The organism is Aeromonas media, assembly GCF_000819985.1.
Lineage (GTDB): Bacteria > Pseudomonadota > Gammaproteobacteria > Enterobacterales > Aeromonadaceae > Aeromonas > Aeromonas media.
On the sequence record NZ_CDBZ01000028.1, the window covers coordinates 1 to 1,470 of the forward strand.

General features: G+C 53.9%; 3 protein-coding genes and 2 pseudogenes. All 5 read right to left on the minus strand.

The features are described 5' to 3' along the window. A pseudogene (locus BN1127_RS21975) lies at nt 1-104 on the minus strand (IS5/IS1182 family transposase); the annotation flags it as partial. Between the two features lie 153 nt (nt 105-257). Beyond that, nucleotides 258-560, minus strand: a complete 303-nt coding sequence (locus tag BN1127_RS02380; RefSeq protein ID WP_042648333.1) for a helix-turn-helix domain-containing protein — start codon at nt 558-560, stop codon at nt 258-260. Continuing rightward, nucleotides 560-862 (minus strand): annotated as a pseudogene (locus BN1127_RS02385) (type II toxin-antitoxin system RelE/ParE family toxin); the annotation flags it as partial. The gene BN1127_RS02380 and the pseudogene BN1127_RS02385, both read right to left, overlap by 1 nt. 106 nt (nt 863-968) lie before the next feature. Next, the gene (locus BN1127_RS02390; protein WP_231557425.1) at nt 969-1,130 is read right to left on the minus strand and encodes a hypothetical protein; all 162 of its coding nucleotides are present in this window, start codon (nt 1,128-1,130) and stop codon (nt 969-971) included. 47 nt (nt 1,131-1,177) lie between these two features. After that, the coding region (locus BN1127_RS02395; RefSeq protein WP_156139736.1) for a transposase domain-containing protein at nt 1,178-1,470 on the minus strand (293 nt) is incomplete at its 5' end.

The window sequence follows — 1,470 nt, forward strand, 5'->3', positions numbered from 1 at the left end:
TGCCATGGCAGAATCTGCTCCATGCGGGAGAGGAAAATCTCTTTTCGGGTCTGACGGCGCTTAGTGCTGAATTCACTATCGGCGAAGGAGAGTTGATGGCTCATGATGTCCCTCTGGGATGCGCTCCGGATGAACATGATGATCTCATATCAGGAACTTGTTCGCACCTTCCCTAAAACACCTTTTACATTCAACAAATTTCACATAGCAAAGCGGCCAGCTTGATAAGCTGGCCGCTGGTAGCCTGCATTAAGCGATTAGACGTTGAAACCGACATGTCTCCCTGTAGGAAGCTCAACATCAACACGCAGCTTCCCACCCATTGCTTCCACGTAACGCTTCATGGTGGATAGCTTGATATCATTCCCACGCTGCTCCATCGCCACAACGGCCGGTTGGCTGATCCCGAGGACAGAGGCCAACTCCACCTGGGACACTTCCAACTCTTCACGCAGCGCTTGCAAGCGTACCTCCAGCAGCAGCTCGTTAGCCATCTCCTGGATCCGCTGCTGACTATCCACCGAGCGGGAGGCCAGCATCTCATTCAGTGTTCTTCCCATTACCCTACCTCCAACTCAGTTAAGTGCTTGGCGTATTCCGCCTTAGCGACCGGCAACATCTCTTTGTAAAACCGCTTATCGTTACCGCCCTTATTTCCAGCACACAACACGATAGCTTGCCGCAACGGGTCAAAAGCAAAGAACGCTCGTAGCGGATCCCCCTGGTGCTGAACTCTCAGCTCTTTGAGGTTCGTAAAGCGAGACCCCTTGATGGTATCAACTAAGGGTCGCCCTACTGATGGACCGCCCTGTGCCAAGGCAAGCAACCCAGCCAAAACCTTCTCCTGCGTGGCCTCGTCTTGTTCATCAAACCAGACATCGAATAGAGAGGTCGTTTTTACTGTCTACATAGCGCACCAAATATAACCTTTGATTTATATTATAGAGGGTCTCGACGTAGGTAACAAGTTACCGCTGTCGTAGTGCAAGCATGAAGCTACTGGCATCAACCTCGAACCGGCTGACCCCGATCTGCTGCAGGTAGATCACCAGGGTATCGAGCTTGCGAAAAACTCTTAGTTGTTTGCTGCGCTGGGCGGCCAGGGCACGTTCGGCCAGACCGTAGCGCACCAGCAGGCTCCAGCCGCCTGGTTGTCCGTAAGCGCCGCTAAATCGACCTACTTGCCTTCGTTGTATTGCGCCACTTTTTTTGCAATGGGCTCCAGCGGGACGTTCCATGGTAGCAGGGCTTCGAGTTTTTCCAGGCTATCGGCCTCGCCGATCTGCGCCAGCACATGGTTGATATACGCTGATGGCTCCAGGTCATTGGCTTTGGCTGTCTCCAGCAGCGAGTAGCAGGTTGCACTGGCCTTGGCGCCTTGCGCGCTGTCGGCGAATAACCAGGCCTTGCGCCCCACGGCGAACGGGCGGATTGCGTTCTCCGCCAGGATATTGCTGATGTGCAGATCAC